17 protein-coding genes, 2 tRNA genes and 1 pseudogene are annotated in these 15890 nt (G+C 58.3%); 11 read left to right on the top strand and 9 right to left on the bottom strand.

Translation table 11 applies throughout. The features are described 5' to 3' along the window. The 10 genes and pseudogenes from GT571_RS06190 (at position 1) to GT571_RS06145 (ending at position 5815) form a co-directional block, all read left to right on the top strand. Positions 1-77, top strand: a tRNA-Met gene (locus GT571_RS06190). 96 nt (positions 78-173) lie between these two features. Next, positions 174-1364: an elongation factor Tu gene (gene tuf / locus GT571_RS06185; RefSeq protein ID WP_117563790.1), complete on the top strand. Its 1191-nt coding sequence runs from the start codon at positions 174-176 to the stop codon at positions 1362-1364. Between the two features lie 279 nt (positions 1365-1643). Then, positions 1644-1793 carry a 50S ribosomal protein L33 gene (gene rpmG / locus GT571_RS06180; RefSeq protein WP_022093895.1) on the top strand — a complete coding sequence of 50 codons (150 nt, stop codon included), beginning with the start codon at positions 1644-1646 and terminating at the stop codon, positions 1791-1793. 13 nt (positions 1794-1806) lie between these two features. Further along, positions 1807-1882: transfer RNA gene (locus GT571_RS06175), tRNA-Trp, on the top strand. A gap of 76 nt (positions 1883-1958) precedes the next feature. Beyond that, on the top strand, positions 1959-2297 hold the full coding sequence (gene secE, locus GT571_RS06170; RefSeq protein ID WP_006234983.1) for a preprotein translocase subunit SecE: 339 nt from the start codon (positions 1959-1961) through the stop codon (positions 2295-2297). A 3-nt stretch (positions 2298-2300) separates the two neighbouring features. Then, complete coding sequence (gene nusG / locus GT571_RS06165) at positions 2301-2837, top strand: transcription termination/antitermination protein NusG (protein WP_006234984.1); 537 nt, start codon at positions 2301-2303, stop codon at positions 2835-2837. A 120-nt stretch (positions 2838-2957) separates the two neighbouring features. After that, a complete protein-coding gene (gene rplK, locus GT571_RS06160; protein ID WP_022093893.1) occupies positions 2958-3386 on the top strand; it encodes a 50S ribosomal protein L11 in 429 nt (142 codons plus the stop codon). Between the two features lie 117 nt (positions 3387-3503). Continuing rightward, positions 3504-4211, top strand: coding sequence for a 50S ribosomal protein L1 (rplA, locus tag GT571_RS06155; protein ID WP_089572518.1), 708 nt, complete (start codon positions 3504-3506; stop codon positions 4209-4211). 463 nt (positions 4212-4674) lie between these two features. Next, positions 4675-5241: pseudogene (locus GT571_RS06150) on the top strand (hypothetical protein). Then, complete coding sequence (locus GT571_RS06145) at positions 5165-5815, top strand: isocitrate/isopropylmalate family dehydrogenase (protein WP_233502585.1); 651 nt, start codon at positions 5165-5167, stop codon at positions 5813-5815. The pseudogene GT571_RS06150 and the gene GT571_RS06145 overlap by 77 nt, the downstream one beginning before the upstream one ends. A gap of 351 nt (positions 5816-6166) precedes the next feature. Here GT571_RS06145 and GT571_RS06140 read toward each other — a convergent pair whose 3' ends face one another. The 5 genes from GT571_RS06140 to GT571_RS06120 all read right to left on the bottom strand — a co-directional run bounded on the left by GT571_RS06140 (position 6167) and on the right by GT571_RS06120 (position 11562). Next, complete coding sequence (locus GT571_RS06140) at positions 6167-7297, bottom strand: DUF4179 domain-containing protein (RefSeq protein ID WP_117635373.1); 1131 nt, start codon at positions 7295-7297, stop codon at positions 6167-6169. Beyond that, the gene (locus tag GT571_RS06135) at positions 7278-7838 is read right to left on the bottom strand and encodes an RNA polymerase sigma factor (RefSeq protein WP_161156101.1); all 561 of its coding nucleotides are present in this window, start codon (positions 7836-7838) and stop codon (positions 7278-7280) included. Before GT571_RS06135 ends, GT571_RS06140 begins: the two co-directional genes overlap by 20 nt. Before the next feature lie 232 nt (positions 7839-8070). Continuing rightward, positions 8071-8781 carry a metallophosphoesterase family protein gene (locus tag GT571_RS06130; RefSeq protein WP_117639531.1) on the bottom strand — a complete coding sequence of 237 codons (711 nt, stop codon included), beginning with the start codon at positions 8779-8781 and terminating at the stop codon, positions 8071-8073. Beyond that, positions 8778-10700: a BMP family ABC transporter substrate-binding protein gene (locus tag GT571_RS06125; RefSeq protein WP_161156099.1), complete on the bottom strand. Its 1923-nt coding sequence runs from the start codon at positions 10698-10700 to the stop codon at positions 8778-8780. The genes GT571_RS06130 and GT571_RS06125 overlap by 4 nt, the downstream gene beginning before the upstream one ends. 94 nt (positions 10701-10794) lie before the next feature. After that, the gene (locus GT571_RS06120; protein ID WP_117635370.1) at positions 10795-11562 is read right to left on the bottom strand and encodes a mechanosensitive ion channel family protein; all 768 of its coding nucleotides are present in this window, start codon (positions 11560-11562) and stop codon (positions 10795-10797) included. 176 nt (positions 11563-11738) lie between these two features. Between GT571_RS06120 and GT571_RS06115 the strand changes: the two genes are divergently transcribed. Next, positions 11739-11894, top strand: coding sequence for a hypothetical protein (locus tag GT571_RS06115; RefSeq protein ID WP_161156097.1), 156 nt, complete (start codon positions 11739-11741; stop codon positions 11892-11894). A gap of 2 nt (positions 11895-11896) precedes the next feature. On the opposite strand, the gene GT571_RS06110 is transcribed toward GT571_RS06115, so the two are convergent. The 4 genes from GT571_RS06110 to GT571_RS06095 all read right to left on the bottom strand — a co-directional run bounded on the left by GT571_RS06110 (position 11897) and on the right by GT571_RS06095 (position 15738). Beyond that, a complete protein-coding gene (locus tag GT571_RS06110) occupies positions 11897-12691 on the bottom strand; it encodes an ABC transporter ATP-binding protein (protein ID WP_089572513.1) in 795 nt (264 codons plus the stop codon). Further along, complete coding sequence (locus GT571_RS06105) at positions 12684-13607, bottom strand: ABC transporter permease (RefSeq protein ID WP_022093886.1); 924 nt, start codon at positions 13605-13607, stop codon at positions 12684-12686. Before GT571_RS06105 ends, GT571_RS06110 begins: the two co-directional genes overlap by 8 nt. A gap of 204 nt (positions 13608-13811) precedes the next feature. Further along, positions 13812-14792, bottom strand: a complete 981-nt coding sequence (locus GT571_RS06100; RefSeq protein WP_161156095.1) for an ABC transporter substrate-binding protein — start codon at positions 14790-14792, stop codon at positions 13812-13814. A gap of 160 nt (positions 14793-14952) precedes the next feature. Beyond that, on the bottom strand, positions 14953-15738 hold the full coding sequence (locus tag GT571_RS06095) for a hypothetical protein (RefSeq protein ID WP_161156093.1): 786 nt from the start codon (positions 15736-15738) through the stop codon (positions 14953-14955). Positions 15739-15890 lie beyond the last annotated feature (152 nt).

The following is a 15890-nucleotide window of genomic DNA, read 5'->3' as shown; positions in this document are numbered from 1 at the left end:
GGCGGTGTAGCTCAGTTGGTTAGAGCACACGGTTCATACCCGTGGCGTCACTGGTTCGAATCCAGTCACCGCTACCATAGGTAACACGGTGGCTTCTCAATAGTATGTTGAGAGGCCACTATGGTATAAAGGCAAAGTCCCGTCCGGGGACGACCTGTTTAGAGGAGGGCTTTATGGCCAAAGAGAAGTTTGAGCGCACTAAGCCGCATGTTAACATCGGCACCATTGGTCACGTCGACCACGGCAAGACCACGCTGACCGCTGCCATCACCAAGGTTCTCTCCGAGACCGAGGGCTGCAAGGCTGACTTCACTGCGTTCGAGAACATCGACAAGGCTCCCGAGGAGCGCGAGCGCGGCATTACGATCTCCGTCTCCCACGTCGAGTACGAGACTGCTGCCCGTCACTACGCTCACGTTGACTGCCCGGGCCACGCTGACTACGTCAAGAACATGATCTCCGGTGCTGCTCAGATGGACGGCGCTATCCTGGTCATCGCTGCTACCGACGGCCCCATGGCTCAGACCCGCGAGCACATCCTGCTCGCCCGTCAGGTCGGCGTTCCCTACATCGTCGTCTTCCTGAACAAGTGCGACATGGTCGACGATGACGAGCTCATCGACCTCGTCGAGATGGAGACCCGCGAGCTCCTCTCCGAGTACGATTTCCCCGGCGACGACATCCCCGTCATCCGTGGTTCCGCTCTGGGCGCTCTCGAGGGCGACGCCAAGTGGATGGACGCCATTCGCGAGCTCATGAACGCTGTCGACGAGTACATCCCGACGCCTGCTCGTAACAACGACCTCCCGTTCCTGATGGCCGTTGAGGACGTTATGACCATCTCCGGCCGTGGTACCGTTGCTACCGGCCGTGTCGAGCGCGGTGAGCTCAAGCTCAACGAGCCCGTCGAGATTGTCGGCATCAAGGATACCCAGAACACCGTCGTTACCGGTATCGAGATGTTCCGTAAGTCCATGGACTTCTGCGAGGCTGGCGACAACGTCGGTCTGCTGCTCCGCGGCATCAAGCGCGAGGACATCGAGCGCGGCCAGGTTCTCTGCAAGCCCGGTTCGGTTACCCCGCACACCAAGTTCACCGGTGAGATCTACGTTCTGACCAAGGAGGAGGGCGGCCGTCACACCCCGTTCTTCGATGGTTATCGTCCTCAGTTCTACTTCCGTACCACCGACGTTACCGGTACGGTCAAGCTCCCCGAGGGCACCGAGATGGCTATGCCTGGTGACCACATCACCATCGAGGGCGACCTCATCCACCCGATCGCCATGGAGGAGGGCCTGCGCTTCGCTATCCGCGAGGGTGGCCACACCGTCGGTTCGGGCATCGTCTCCACGATCATTGAGTAAATTAGCTCTTTGATATAGCTGACTTAGAGAACCCGGCACTTATATGGGTGCCGGGTTCTTTTCTGCAATGGATGTTGAGCCGTTGCTGGTGTCGAGAGGATCGATAATGGTCCTGGATGCACCGTCGATTAGCTCTCGATGGCTTCATTGATGTGTTCCAAATATGAATGGATCCACCGAGAACCAATTGACTCGAGGTTTTCATTGACAGCACTTACGTGGAGCTGATAAAGTAATAACTCGTGCCCGTACGGGGCGGAAATGAAAGGTTCAGGATACATGCGTACTCTAGTTACTCTTGCGTGCACTGAGTGCAAGCGCCGCAACTATACGACCACCAAGAACAAGTCGACCATGCCTGATCGTATGGAGATCAAGAAGTATTGCCCCTGGTGCCGTCACCACACGCTGCACAAAGAGACTCGCTAGTCTCTAGTCACATACGCCAGTAGTTCAATTGGTAGAGCATCGGTCTCCAAAACCGAGTGTTGAGGGTTCGAGTCCTTCCTGGCGTGCCAGTCATTATTCCGTAAGCTCCCAATTGGGGGCTTACGGTTTACTCATGTATAAGCGCATTGCGCGGAGGTAACCCAAATGGCCAACAAGAAGAACAAGAAGAAGGCTCAGCAGCAGGCGCCTGCCAACAACGCTGCCGCCAACTCCAAGGTTGAGGCCAAGAAGGCCGTTGCCAAGAAGAACGAGAAGGCTGCGAAGTCCAAGAAGAACGAGAAGCCTGGTTTCTTCGCCCGCACCAAGAAGTATTTCGCTTCGGTGAAGTCCGAGATGAAGCGTGTCACGTGGCCCGATAAGAAGGAGCTCGTGAACTACTCGGTCGTCGTTTGCGCTTCTCTGATCGTCGTCGGCGTCGTCATCGCTCTGCTCGATGCTGGCTTTGGCGAGGCTCTTGCTCTGTTCTCTGGATTGAGGGGCTAAACCATGTCTAAGCGTTGGTACGTCGTTCACACTTACTCTGGATACGAGAACCGCGTTAAGTCCGATCTCGAGCATCGCATCGAGACCATGGGCATGCAGGACCGTATCTTTGATATCGAGATTCCTATGGAGCGCGTCACCGAGATCAAAGAGGGTGGCAAGCGCGAGACCAAGGATTCCAAGATCTTCCCGGGTTATGTCCTGGTCCGCATGGAGATGGATGACGATGCTTGGACGTGTGTTCGCAACACGCCCGGCGTCACCGGTTTCCTAGGCGGCAACGGCAAGCCCGCTCCGCTTTCCCGTGACGAGTACAACAAGATGACTCGTCGTCCCGGTAAGGGCGATTCGCCCAAGCGCACCTCGGTTGATATTCAGGTCGGCACGTCCGTCCGCGTCACCGATGGCCCGCTTACCGACTTTGATGGCAAGGTCTCCGAGGTTAACACCGAGGCCGGCAAGCTCAAGGTCACGCTGATGATCTTTGGCCGCGAGACGCCGGTCGAGCTCGACTTTAACCAGGTCGCTGTCATCGCTTAAGTTTTCGTCCGTTCGCGCGAGCGTGCTTCTTCTGTGACTGCTCATCTCAGGAGTGCTTCTAACACGTGCGTGCTTACGATATAGCAAGTACTTCACACTCGTGATTCGAAAGGAATGACCATGGCTGAGAAGAAGGTTGCCAACGTCATTAAGCTCCAGATTCCTGCTGGTGCAGCTAACCCCGCTCCTCCCGTCGGCCCCGCCCTGGGCGCTGCTGGCGTGAACATCATGCAGTTCTGCCAGGCCTTTAACGCCGAGACGCAGGACAAGAAGGGCGACATCATCCCCGTTGAGATCTCTGTCTACGAGGACAAGTCCTTCTCCTTCATCACCAAGACCCCGCCGGCGGCTCACCTCATCAAGAAGGAGCTGAACCTCAAGTCTGGTTCCGCTAAGCCCCAGGCCGACAAGGTCGGTCAGCTCTCCCAGGAGCAGCTCACCAAGATCGCCGAGATCAAGATGCCGGACCTCAATGCCAACGACATTGACGCCGCCAAGAAGATCATCGCCGGTACCGCCCGTTCCATGGGCGTCACCATCGCTGAGTAGCGATTTCTTTAGGTAATGACGGGTGCTCCGACCGGGGCGCCCGTTAAATGTGTGCAATAGGGCACACGATACGATGTGGGAGGGCTCACGCCCGTTTAACCACAGGAGGTAATGCACATGGCTAAGCATGGTAAGAGCTATAACGCCGCTGCCGAGAAGATCGACCGCGCCACGCTCTACACCCCCCTTCAGGCTGCCAAGCTCATTAAGGAGCTCGACACCGCCAAGTTCGACGAGACCGTCGAGGCCCACTTCCGTCTGGGCATCGATACTCGTAAGGCTGACCAGAACATCCGTGGTTCCATCTCCCTGCCCCACGGCACCGGCAAGACCGTTCGTGTTGCCGTCTTCGCCGAGGGCGAGAAGGCCCGCGAGGCTGAGGCTGCCGGCGCCGACATCATCGGTTCCGACGAGCTTGTCGCCCAGATTCAGAAGGGCGAGATCAACTTCGACGCCGCTATCGCTACGCCGAACATGATGGCCAAGGTTGGCCGCATCGGTAAGATCCTTGGTCCCCGTGGCCTCATGCCGAACCCCAAGCTCGGCACCGTGACCATGGACGTCGCCAAGATGGTCTCCGAGCTCAAGGCTGGCCGCGTTGAGTACCGCGCCGACCGCTACGGCATCTGCCACGTGCCCCTGGGCAAGAAGTCCTTCTCTGAGCAGCAGCTCGTCGAGAACTACGCTGCCCTGTACACCGAGATCCTGCGCGTCAAGCCCTCTTCTGCTAAGGGCAAGTACGTCAAGTCCATCTCCGTGTCTTCCACCATGGGCCCTGGCGTCAAGGTCGATCCCGCTATCCAGCGCGACTTCCTGGCTGAGTAACTAACAGTTACTGCCTGAGCAAAGCAAGCATTGCTAAAGAGACCCGGTTCTGCCTCGTGCAGGACCGGGTCTCTTGCTTTTGAGTCAACGAAACCACCACGAAGGGGACAGGCACCCTTGTGGTGGTTTTACTTGTGTTGTACTTTAGCGCGATGTAGTACTACCCGAGGCCGAAGGGAGCCCAACATGTTTAAGAACACGCAACAGCTCCTAGGCCTAGCGCTACTAGATTGGATAGCGCGCTAGGGTTGTAATCTCGCTATAACGATTTGTTGTACCCGGGTGCGCTATCGTCTGCCGCTTTCAGGCGTGATGAGCGACACGGGTATTTTTCTATCTCTAGGCCTTCTCTCTCCTGAAAGCCATCTGTCATAAAACGGTCAATCAGGAGGAACATATAAGCCGCAAAATCACAATCTTTGACGCCACCCTGTGCGACGGTGAGCAGTCGCCGGGCGCCAGCATGAATACCGAGGAAAAGCTCTTCATCGCCCGCCAGCTGGTGCGCATGAACGTGGACGTTATCGAGGCGGGCTTTCCCATCTCGAGTCCTGGTGACTTTCGCTCCGTACAGGAGATTGGCAAGATTGCGGGCGACCGATGCACGGTATGCGGCCTGACGCGCGCTGTCGACAGGGATATCGAAGTGGCTGCAGAGGCGCTCAAAACGGCCCAGAGGCCCCGTATCCATACAGGGCTGGGTGTGAGCACCAGTCACCTGCGCGACAAGCTCCATATGACTGAGGAAAGGGCAATTGAGTGAGCGATCCATGCCGTCAAACATGCTCGCAAGTTCGTTGACGATGTTGAGTTCTATGCCGAGGATGCCGGCCGCTCCGATCAGGAGTTTCTGGTGCGCATTATCGAGGCGGCCGTAAGGGCCGGTGCCACGGTCGTGAACATCCCCGATACGATGGGCTACAACATGCCGTGGGACTTTGGCGCCCGCATCCGTGACCTGCGCGGGCGCTGCGGGTGCGGCCGGTCAGCGTGCGGTCGACGTGATGGAGTATCGCGAGTACGAGATTGAGCGCATTGCGCGCCAGGCATTTGAGGCGGCGCGCAAACGTCGCGGCAAGGTGACGAGCGTTGATAAGCGCAACGTGCTGGAGACGAGCCGCATGTGGCGCGAGATCGTGCATCGCGTGCAAGACGAGGAGTACTCCGACGTGGAGCTTGAGGACCTGCTCGTCGACAACGCCGCCATGCAGCTCATCAGTCGACCGGCAGACTTTGACGTCGTGGTGACGGAGAACATGTTCGGCGACATCCTGTCCGATGAGGCGGCTCAGATTACCGGATCGCTCGGTATGCTTGCCTCTGCCTCGCTGGATGATGGCGTATCGCTGTTTGGGCCGAGCGCTGGCAGCGCTCCTGACATCGCGGGGCTCGGCGTGGCCAATCCGCTGGCTCAAATCTTGTCAGTGGCGATGCTGCTGACCTACGCGCTCGACATGGGCGAGCAAGCCGCGTGGATCGAGAGCGCCGTGGCGCGCGTGCTCGACGAGGGCTGGCGCACCCGTGACATCGCCGATGTCAACACCCCGGCAGATAAGATCCTCGGCACCACGACGATGGGCGACAAGGTCGTCGCCGCGCTGTAGGCGATGCCGATTCAAGCTGTCAAATATCTCAATCTGTAACATCTAAGGGGCAAAATCGTTCCTACCTGTTACAGATTGAGATTTTCGGCTGAGCATCCGTGGTCTGTCTCGATCTGTAACAGCTAACCGATTATTTGGGCCCTACCTGTTACAGATTGAGACAAACCGTTGGGACAGGTCGGACGAGTCAGCAAAACCACCACAAAGGTGCCGGTCCCCTTCGTGGTAATTTTTAGCGCAACGAGGTGTTCCCAGCCGACCATACGGGCGGCCTTGCGCTCACGCTGCTCGATGACAGCGCATCTTTAGACGCGAAGTGCGGAACCGGGTGCATATACGAGCCGCGTAGCGTTACGAATTCATGGGAATGACCGTATCGCCAATTTGTACGCTTGCAATCTTGTCTGTGTCACAAACTTGCGAGAACGGCCAGGTCTTGTGGACATCAGTGGTGCCGTTATCCAGTTTATTTGCGAAATAGCCGCTGTGGCTGGTTGCGTCCTCAACATGACCGTCTTTGAACGTCACGATGAGGGGTATGTTGCCAACGGCATCCATAGACTCCTCCATGTTTTGAGACATCTTGCCGCTGTTGTTGTCGTGTTCGATGGAACGATCTATGTTGTAGCGGACTGAAACGCCAACGCAGGATACGGTGGCCTCTTGAATCGTCGCCTTGGTGCCGTTAAAGTTGACCGATTTGGGCGCGGGAATCGTAACGGATGTATCTTCGTAATTCAGCTGGAACTTAAGATCCCATGGGCCCGTAAGTATTTTCTTATACTCGGGAAGCTCTTTGCCAGCACGTGGCACAACGAGAGAGTTGATATGCGTGCGGACGGTCCTGCCCATAAGGCCGGGTGATTCAACGCTGAACTGTGCAAAGTATTGAATGCTGGAGTCATTGGGGTTCTTGTCAATGAGCCATGATTGGCCTTGGCCGCCATGCTCGCCATCAACGTATACGTTTCCATCGACACTTCCGGCGATAGTTCCGTTCTCGCCCGGCTCGGAAAGCTTTTTCAGGGCAGCGGGATCGTCGAACGTAAGCGTATAGGCGATGGTAACCATATCCTTGTCGCCCATGATGGCGTCGGCGGTCACGGTGACTCCGTTGTTGGAGCAGCTAGCACCGACGGGCCGGCCAATACGGTCGATGATCTCGGTTTGAGAAGCAGGTCCGTCAAAGATGTCGGAAAGCATGTCAGAAGGAAGCGGCAGGACGCCTGTTGCCATAGCCGTGCCAGCGCCTCCAATGACGATAGCGAGGACTGCCGTTACAGCGGCAATGCGAGCGACTGTTCTTACGGGATGGCGGGCGATGCGCGGCTTGCGTCGCGTGCCATTAAAGTTGCTTTGAGCGGTCGCCGCATCGCTTGAGGCGACGGACTGAGCAATCGAGTTTGCCATGTGCTGCTTCGCATTATCGGTAAACGAAATGTGCTCCAGGGCGTGGCGATAGTCATTCGAATTCGTAGTCATTGTGGTCTCCTTTCAAGGAAAGCCGAAGTGACGCACGTCCGCGGCTAAGGTGCTGGGCGGTTGCAGCTGGCGTCGCGTGAACGGCGTCTGCGATTTCCCTGATGCTCATGCCTGCGTAGTAGTGCAAAAAGATGGCGATGCGCTGTGCTTGAGGCAGGGCCGTGACAGCGGAAAGAATGGCGCAGTCGCGTTGCGCGAATTCTTGCTCGGTATGTGTTACGGGTGCGCAGAAATCGGGGAGCGAATCGAGGTCGACAACCGGGTGATTCGCGTGCGTACGGCCGATATCGCGACATGCGTTCAGTGCGACTCGGATCACCCAAGCACGTTCGTGTTCGAGCGAGTCGAACGGTTGAGTGCGTTGGAGAATCTTGATCAGCGTGTCCTGGCAGATGTCTTGAGCGTCGTCAGCGGATCCAAGGGCCGAATAGCACAATCGAAGGATGAGGTCGGAATACGTGTCGACCAAGCGCTTTGCTTTCCGCTCGATCTGACCGGCATCGCATCGGAGCGTGCTATTGCGGTTACGGCGTGCAGGCATAGTGTCACCTCCAATTGGTCGTGATGGATATAGGGAAGGCGTCTCGCGAGGTCCCTCTACATACAACACGGTCGAGACTGCATAAGTTGACAAAAAAAGACGGCACGTGAGCGCCGTCCTTACAAAACAATGAGTGTTCTCGTTAATTACACAAGCACCGTGATGGACAGGTCGGACGAGTCAGCAAAACCACCATAAAGGTGCCTATCCCCTTCGTGGTGGTTGTTGGCAGTTACCAGGGGGTTCTGGCGGTTGAAGACTCGATTGCTTCGTGGCGTTTGAGCTCGCGGCGCATGGTTTGCGAGTTGAGCCAAGCGGCCTTCCAACCGCGCGTGGGGTAGCGCGCCTCGTCAATTTCGATCTTGGTATAGCCGCAGGCGTTGACAATCTTCGTTCCGCATGGGTGTTGGCGCTCGCGTTGAAAGTTGGGGCCGTAGCTTTGGTGCACATGCCCGTGAATCATATAGTCGGGACCCCAAGACTCAAGAGCCGCATTAAAGCACTCGAATCCTCGATGCGGCAGGTCGTCCAGGTCGCCCATGCCTGCGACGGGTGCATGGGTAAGTAGAATATCGCATCCGTCTACCAGTGCGATTTTTCGCGATAGCTTGCGCATGCGTTTTGCCATCTCGCGCTCGGTATACATGTTCGCGCCGTCGCGGTAGCGCATGGAACCGCCCAGACCCGCAATGCGAATACCTCGGTACACATATACGCTGTCCTCAACACAAATGCACCCGCCCGGTGCATGGCGCGCGTAGCGGTCGTCGTGGTTGCCACGAACGTACACAAGCGGTTTGTTGATGACAGTGACCAAAAACTCAAGATAGTCCGGATCCAGGTCGCCTGCGGATAGAATCAGGTCAACGTCCTCAAAGCGCTCCTTGCGAAAACATTCCCACAGGCAGCGCTCCTCTACATCGGCAATGGCTAGGATATTCATAGGGCACGGACCTCCGGCTCGTTATCGAGCTGCGGAATCGAGCCTATAACGTTGTCAGCCAGCCAGTTCATCTCGACAATCTGCGTACTCGGCAGGGGAGGGAAGCCCTCAATCTGAACCACGCCGTCCTGGCTGTGGAGCTCGCCGCCAAATGGGTTGATGGAGCCCTCGACAATGCCGTTGCGAAGCAGCTGCACAAGTTTACGCGTCTGATAGGGTAGGCCCGGAGCGTAGCGAATATCGATGACGCCGGAGCTCATACCGTACCAGTAGTTGACGGCGCGCACCTGCTGGTCATCGGCGGTCTCGTCCCATGTGCCGTGCAGTAGGCTGCGTACGATGAGTTCGTAGTAACGGCCCCAGTTCCATACCGGCATAGCAATACCGGTAACTTCCTTGCCGTTTGCCAGACGGTGAAGCCCGTAGGCGGTGGGGTCCTCGAGAGACTTGGACATATCGGCGCCGGTCATGACGCTCACGTCCTCGCGACACATGGCTTCGGCAAGACCGCCGGCGGGAACATCTCCCCAAGTGAGGATAATCTGCGCACGAGGGTCGAGCAGCGAGGCACCGATAGCGAAGGCGTTGATTTCGCTCAGCGCGCCCGAGGCGAAGACCGACGCATGGTAGCCAATACGGTGGTTGTCGGCCATGCTGGCGGCAAGGGCGCCCAGTAGGAACTTGGCCTCGTACATCTTTCCAAAGTACGAGCGGACGCTTTGGTGGGGAAGGCCGATTGAGCAGTTAAGGAACCGCACCTGGGGATACTCGACTGACGCCCTGAGCGTGTATTCCATGAGCCGGTGTGAGGTCGAGAAGATGACGTTCGCCCCGTGCTTTACGGCTGTCTCGACGGCGGCGTAGAACACGTCCGAATCGTGGCAGTCCTCGAACGCCTCGGTGCGCACGATGCCGCCAAAGTGCTCATCAAGATACCGGCGGCCCTGGTCGTGTAGGCTGTCCCAGCTCGACGTGGCACAGGGAAACTCGTGGATAAAGGCGATTCGCATGGGATTGGCAGTGGAGTAGACGGTCTTGCTCATAAAGAAGTTGAGCACGCCCGAGGTAGCTTTTGTCGGTGCGCCCTCTTTCTCGTTGGGCTGCGGCGCTTCGACAAGATCGACTTTGTCCTCGTCGCTTTTGCCGGCAATGACAAGCTCGCGCCAAATCTTGCACAGACGGTTGACGACGATATCCGTCGGCGTATCCAGCAGACGGTCCTGGTTGTAGACGTTGAGGTAGACGAGCATGGCATCGGCAGGCGTAATGTCCAAGTGGTCGCCGCCCGCGCGAAGATAGGCGCGCTTAAAGAGCAGGAAGGTGTGACGTAGGTAGTCGACCTTCTTTTGAGGCCATTTTTCGACAAGATCTTGGCCGAGCATTTTGGCAAGCATCTCGTAGCTGCCCTCGCGCGAAAACTCAATCTCGTACAGGGGGCATACGTACCAAAAGGCGCAAAACTCACCGTACAGGCGGCTCTCGACGGAATCCCACTTACCGGGGTACAGACGCGTCACCTTGGCCGAAACCGTCGGAGCGTCAAGGAATTTGAGGACGCTGACACGCTTGTTGCCCTCTTGGACGTAAAAGCGGTGCATGAACTCGGTGACGATGATGGGGTCGCGGTAGCCCTCGGAGATTTGGATATCGTAGAGGTTGGACCATTTGCGGGCGAATTCGGTATTCCAGGGGAGCAGCGGCATAAAGTTACACGAAAAGGCGGACTGGCGACCTTTGGTAACCGTGCCGACGACCATTTCGAGCGGAATGTCCCGCAGGCCGATGTTCTCGCGCTGCCCGCAGGGAAGCTGGGCGACCAAGCTGTCGAGGTCCGTAAGATATGGATGCTCGCTTTGGCTGATGGCGCGACGGCGTCCCTGTTCGCCGCGCTTGCGCGCTTGACGATAGGCCTCTTCCATGGTGCCTACTCCCTTAGTCGTTTAAACAACGATATGAACCATGGTACCACGATGCGAAACCACCACAAAGGTGCCTGTCCCCTTTGCGGTGGTTTTAGGCGATGATGGGGGCGATGGCGCGGATGCAGGCGTCGGCTGCTGTAAAGGTGGTGCTGTCGTCACTGACGATAAAGATGATCTTACCCTTAATGCCAAAGTCGCCGATCTCGCTAAAGAGCACGTAGGGTTCCTTGTCAAAGCCCGAGATGGGTGAAACGGCGACCTTGGTGGCACAGGCGAGCTCGTCTGCCAGCGCATCGAGCGAGTCCCACTTTGACGTGTCCTTCACCGCGACGGGAACGACAACGCGTCCAAAGGGCATGAGGTGCACGAGTGTGTTCTTGGAGATGTTGGAGTTGGGGACGATGATGGTCTGTCCGCAGGCGTCCTCGATGGTCGTGTGGCGCCAAGTGATGTCCTGGACCACGCCCGACACGCCGCCGACCTCGATATTGTCGCCGGGCTTGATGATGCCCATAAAGGTCACTTGCATGCCGCCGATAAGGTTTGATAGCGTGTCCTGAAAGCCGAGCGAGATGGCGATGCCGCCGACGCCAAGAGCGGCGACGAGCGCGTTTGCGTTAATGCCAAAGCAGTTGTCGAGGATAAAGCTGCCGCCGATCATCCAAATGACGGCACGCGCGATGTTGATGAAGATGCTCGATGCGGGAAGCGGGTTGTCGTCTCGGTTGAGTAGGTGGCGCAGGGTCTTGGATGCCACCTTGGCGGCGATGGCGGTGACTATTACCAAGATGACGGCCCAGATGATGTTGTGGACCCAGCGCTGCTCAAAGAAATGAAGAATCGGTTCAAACAATTCCATGTAGGGAAAACCTCCTAATGATCATTCAACCATGATACCCACCAAAAAGCCCGTCCGATCACATCGGACGGGCCGATAACTTGAGATGGGGTGGCCGCGGTGGCGTAAGCTGGGCCGCCGGCGAGCACGCCGGCAAGGAGTGCGGCGGTCAAGCAAGACGGGGAAGGAGTCTTCTCATGGCAGTTTCCTTAGTTCTTAACCAGTGGTTCCTGCTGACGCTGGATTATCGACATGATATGCGAAAACCGTCGCAAAGGTATCTGTTCCTTTGCGGCGGTTTTGACGTTTGTGCAGATAAAACCTGCCAAAATGAACCTGTCCCTTTTTGGTAGGTTTAGCTCAGCAGCATGCGGTCGTTGGCGAGCTCGCCGCCCGAGACCTCCTCAAACTTCTGAAGCAGGTCGGCCACGGTGAGCGACTTTTTCTCGTCGCCCGCCACGTCGTAGATCACGTGGCCCTCGTGCATCATGATCAGACGGTTACCCAGACGGATGGCGTCGTTCATGTTGTGCGTGACCATGAGCGTGGTCAGGCGGTTCTCGTCGACGATCTCCTCGGTCAGGTTGAGCACCTTAGAGGCCGTCTTGGGGTCGAGGGCCGCCGTGTGCTCGTCGAGCAGCAGCAGACGCGGCTTGGTGAGCGTGGCCATCAGCAGGGTGAGTGCCTGGCGCTGGCCGCCCGAGAGCAGGCCGACCTTGGCGTTGAGGCGCGTGTCCAGACCAAGGTCCAGACGCTTGAGCAGTTCAACGTACTCGTCCTTCTCGGCCTTGGTGACGCCCCACGAAAGACCGCGACGCTGGCCGCGGCGCTTGGCGAGGGCCAGGTTTTCGGCAATTTGCATGTCGGCTGCGGTGCCGCGCATGGGGTCCTGGAACACACGGCCCAGGTACTTGGCGCGCTGCGACTCGCTCAGACGCGAGATGTCGGTGCCGTCGAGCTCGATAACACCCGAATCGAGCGGATACACGCCGGCGATCATATTGAGCAGCGTGGACTTGCCGGCGCCGTTGCCGCCAATCACGGTTACAAAGTCGCCATCGTTGAGGGTGAGGTCGACGCCGGTGAGCGCGCGCTTCTCGGTGACGGTGCCCTTGTTAAAGGTCTTCTTGACGTGCGAGAGCTTAAGCATCTGCCTCATCTCCCTTCGTGTAGGAGCTGCGGAGCTTATAGCGCTCCCAAACCACGGGCACGCACAGGGCCACGGCGACGATCACGGCGGAGAGCAGCTTCATGTCGTTGGCGTCCATGCCCAGCTGCAGCACGATGGCGCGGATGAGGAAGTAGACCACGGAGCCAAAGACGGCAGAGGCAAGACGGACGCTAAACTGCGTCAGACCGCCGGGCAGCAGGCGACCGAGCACCTCGCCGATAACAATGGCGGCAAGACCGATAACGATGGCGCCGGTGCCCATGCCAATGTCAGCGTACTTCTGGCTCTGGCAGATGAGCGCACCCGAAAGGCCGATAAGGGCGTTGGAGAGCACGAGGGCGATCATCTTGGTGGAGTTGGTGTTGACGCCCAGGGCGCGGATCATGTACTCGTTGTTGCCGGTGGCACGCAGCGCCGAGCCGATCTCGGTGCCAAAGAACCAGTACAGGATGGCGACGATGGCCACGGCCAGCACAATGCCCAGGATAATGGCAACAGTGGACTGCGGCAGGCCCGTCATGTGGCTGACGGATGAGAAGATGGTGCCCTTGGCAAGGATGGGCGTATTGGACTTGCCCATGATGCGCAGGTTGATGGACCACAGGCTGATCTGGGTGAGGATTCCGGCGAGGATTGCGGGAATCTCAAAGACGGTGGTCAAGATGCCCGTGACGGCGCCCGCGATGGCGCCGGCGCACATGCCGGCCAGCACGGCGAGCAAGGGGTCGACGTTATTGTTGACGATGAGCACGGCGCAGACACAGCCGCCGAGGGCAAAGCTGCCGTCGCAGGTCATATCGGGGATGTCGAGCAGGCGGAACGTGATAAACACGCCAAGCACCATAATGCCCCAGAGGACGCCCTGCGAAACGGCGCCCTGCAATGCAATGAGCATGCTTCATACCTCCTAGGATAGGGTGGACACGTGATTTTCCATAATAGCGGTACCAATGCATAAAAGAGCGGTGGACAGATGTTTTGTTTTACCTGAAACAAGCAGGGCGAACGCCGGTCTTTAGCGTTCGCCCCAATGACTCAGATATTGAATAACGCAGCAGTGGCGCGCGTGCGGGCCCTAGACGCGTTACCGCGCATGGCGCTACGCGTCCAGGGCGGAAAGGTCGATACCCAGAGCCTCGGCCATCTCTTCGTTTTTGACGACGACCAGGTCCTTGCTCGAGAGATGCTTGATCGGCATATCCTCGGGCTTGGCCTCGCCCTTCAAGATCTTGACGGCCATCTCGCCTGCAGCGTAGCCCAGGTCCTCGTAGTTGATGGAGAGGGTGAACAGACCGCCGGCCTTGCACATGCCCTCCTCGCCAGTCACGAAGGGGAGCTTGTTCTCCTTGCAGATCTGGCCGACCTGCGAGGCACCCGCGGCGATGGTGTTGTCGGTGGGGGAGTACAGCGCGTCGACCTTGCCCACGGCAGACTCGACGACGGACTGAATCTCGTTGGAGCTCGAGACGGTGAAGTCAGTGTACTCGAGGCCCAGCTTGTCGAGTTCCTTCTTGGCGGCCTTGATCTGGACGTCGGAGTTGGACTCGGCGGTGCAGTAGAGCAGGCCGACCTTCTTAACGTCGGGCAGGACCTTCTGCATCATCTCGAGCTGCTCGGCGACCGGGGTGAGGTCGGAAGCGCCCGTGACGTTGGTGCCGGGCTTGTCGTTGTCCTGGACCAGGCCGGAAGCGGCGTAGTCGGTGATGGCGCAGCCAACGATGGGGATATCAGCGGTGGCGCCGGCGGCAGCCTGCGCGGCGGGCGTAGCGATGGCATAGATCAGGTTGACGCCGTCGCCTACGAACTTGTCGGCAATGGACTTACACGTGGACTGGTCGTTCTGGGCGTTCTTCTGGTCGATCTTGACCTTGAGACCGCTCTTCTTGATGGCCTTGACGAAGCCGTCGTTGGCGGCATCGAGCGCGGAGTGCTCGGTGAGCTGCAGAACGCCGATGGTGTAGTCGGAACCGGCGGCAGCGGAGCCGGAACCAGAGTTGCCGCCGCATCCGGCGAGCGGGGCGAGCGCGAGCAGACCGGCGGAGACCAGAAGGCTCCTGCGGCTGATGGTGATGTCCTTCATATCATTACCCCCAGTATAAAAATGGCTGGAAACACTGCACTGGGACAAAGTGCAAGTGGAACTATAGTAGCGCTGATGTCCATTTTTACAACAGCCTGGCGGGTTTTTTAATACAGAATCGGATGGGCGGTACGGGTAGTCGAATGGGCGGCGGAGGGTCTTATGCGGCGGAGGAGGCATCGTCCTCGTCCAGGACGGCGAAGAGCTTCTTGCCGTCAAGGAGACGTGTGGTGACGTTTCTCATGCGGCCGATCTCAACGGTACGCAGCGTGTCGTCGGCGCCTCGCGCGTCATAGACCGTTCCCAGCAAATACGAGATGCCGTCTCGTTGCTTGATGGCAAAGGGCCGGAGTGTCATCCGTGCCACTTCGACCTCTCCGCGTGCCGTGACACTCGAAATATCAAAACTCACCGTGGTTCCGTGGTCGATGGCCTGCTCGATGAGCTCGCAGGCATCGATGCGCTTGACGGGCGTGCGTGTGGCCTTGGTGGATTTGTCGCCTGCGCTTGGAGCAGGCTCGGGTGCATCGAGGTAGCCGCGAACGTCGGCACTCGCCATGGCGACCAGGTGCTGCGCCATGCTCTTTCGAATGGCGATGGGCGTGGAGCGGTTGCGCATGACCATGCCGTGGAGCCGGATGATCTCTTCGTCGGTGAGCGGACGGGTCAAGAGTCGATAGCCCACGCAGCGCTTGTACTCAATTTCGTATCCGGCATGGCGAAGTGCGGAGATGGCGGTGTAGATGCTGCGCCGCGCCGCCGAGATGGGCATGCGGGCGGGGTCGTCGGGATGGGCGAGGCGCCGGATCAACTCATCGGAAAGCATGGCCTTGTCCTCGCCGGTGTTTTCGCTTAATAGTTGCAGGATGCGAACGGCGCGATAGGCTGCCATCGAGGCGGCGCCCCTCGTCGTGGTCTCGTAAGTTTCAACAGCGGTTTCGGTCATGGCGCCCACGTCCTTTCCGTTTTGGGTGGCGACGGTATGGAGCCTAGGACGCGGGGCTTTCCCAGGGGCGCAGAGCACTCTGGGCGGTCGGTGGCCGTCGGCAAGCGGCGGGTCGAGTTTTCAACAGCCCTGCCCAACTGACCAAAAACTTG

Source organism: Collinsella aerofaciens (genome assembly GCF_009876115.1).
GTDB lineage: Bacteria > Actinomycetota > Coriobacteriia > Coriobacteriales > Coriobacteriaceae > Collinsella > Collinsella aerofaciens_N.
Note: the sequence above shows the minus strand (reverse complement) of the source record. Positions and strands in the feature narration are given on the sequence as shown.

Bases quoted from the DNA above. Each gene is read 5' to 3' on its own strand.
- tuf (WP_117563790.1), top strand. From the start codon at position 174: ATGGCCAAAGAGAAGTTTGAGCGCACTAAGCCGCATGTTAACATCGGC.
- rpmG (WP_022093895.1), top strand. From the start codon at position 1,644: ATGCGTACTCTAGTTACTCTTGCGTGCACTGAGTGCAAGCGCCGCAAC.
- secE (WP_006234983.1), top strand. From the start codon at position 1,959: ATGGCCAACAAGAAGAACAAGAAGAAGGCTCAGCAGCAGGCGCCTGCC.
- nusG (WP_006234984.1), top strand. From the start codon at position 2,301: ATGTCTAAGCGTTGGTACGTCGTTCACACTTACTCTGGATACGAGAAC.
- rplK (WP_022093893.1), top strand. From the start codon at position 2,958: ATGGCTGAGAAGAAGGTTGCCAACGTCATTAAGCTCCAGATTCCTGCT.
- rplA (WP_089572518.1), top strand. From the start codon at position 3,504: ATGGCTAAGCATGGTAAGAGCTATAACGCCGCTGCCGAGAAGATCGAC.
- GT571_RS06140 (WP_117635373.1), bottom strand. From the start codon at position 7,297: ATGACTACGAATTCGAATGACTATCGCCACGCCCTGGAGCACATTTCG.
- GT571_RS06135 (WP_161156101.1), bottom strand. From the start codon at position 7,838: ATGCCTGCACGCCGTAACCGCAATAGCACGCTCCGATGCGATGCCGGT.
- GT571_RS06130 (WP_117639531.1), bottom strand. From the start codon at position 8,781: ATGAATATCCTAGCCATTGCCGATGTAGAGGAGCGCTGCCTGTGGGAA.
- GT571_RS06125 (WP_161156099.1), bottom strand. From the start codon at position 10,700: ATGGAAGAGGCCTATCGTCAAGCGCGCAAGCGCGGCGAACAGGGACGC.
- GT571_RS06120 (WP_117635370.1), bottom strand. From the start codon at position 11,562: ATGGAATTGTTTGAACCGATTCTTCATTTCTTTGAGCAGCGCTGGGTC.
- GT571_RS06115 (WP_161156097.1), top strand. From the start codon at position 11,739: ATGGCAGTTTCCTTAGTTCTTAACCAGTGGTTCCTGCTGACGCTGGAT.
- GT571_RS06110 (WP_089572513.1), bottom strand. From the start codon at position 12,691: ATGCTTAAGCTCTCGCACGTCAAGAAGACCTTTAACAAGGGCACCGTC.
- GT571_RS06105 (WP_022093886.1), bottom strand. From the start codon at position 13,607: ATGCTCATTGCATTGCAGGGCGCCGTTTCGCAGGGCGTCCTCTGGGGC.
- GT571_RS06100 (WP_161156095.1), bottom strand. From the start codon at position 14,792: ATGAAGGACATCACCATCAGCCGCAGGAGCCTTCTGGTCTCCGCCGGT.
- GT571_RS06095 (WP_161156093.1), bottom strand. From the start codon at position 15,738: ATGACCGAAACCGCTGTTGAAACTTACGAGACCACGACGAGGGGCGCC.